This window comes from Psychrobacter sp. TB20-MNA-CIBAN-0197, from assembly GCF_040309765.1.
GTDB lineage: Bacteria > Pseudomonadota > Gammaproteobacteria > Pseudomonadales > Moraxellaceae > Psychrobacter > Psychrobacter submarinus.
In genome coordinates this window covers 1-320 of record NZ_JBEOPC010000267.1, presented here as the reverse complement: position 1 = coordinate 320, position 320 = coordinate 1, and the positions used below count along the sequence as shown (strand labels likewise).

1 protein-coding gene is annotated in these 320 nt (G+C 37.8%); it reads right to left on the bottom strand.

Annotated features, from left to right (window positions below; translation table 11 throughout):
• Positions 1-320: CHASE3 domain-containing protein (locus tag AAEY83_RS13600; RefSeq protein ID WP_351059602.1), on the bottom strand; the 320-nt coding region annotated here is incomplete at both ends.

The following is a 320-nucleotide window of genomic DNA, read 5'->3' as shown; positions in this document are numbered from 1 at the left end:
ATACAGCGCTCTGCGCTCTTTATTATTTTGCGCTAAGTTAACGGTCTTTTTTAATTCAATTTCCTTTTGAGCCACTAACGATAATAACAGCGCAATGCGCTCTGCCTGACCATTAATTTCTGAACTTAACGATTTCACATACTCAGTTTGTGATTCAAGCTGCTCAAGTGCATCGTAATAAGGAACTAAATAATCACTTTTTTCTGTAAGTAAATAACCTCGCTGACCCGACTCTGCCTGCACAACTGACAAATGTAACTTTTCGATAGCTGTAGTGAGCATATTGGTATTATCTAAGCTATTTTGTGTTTGGCTTAACC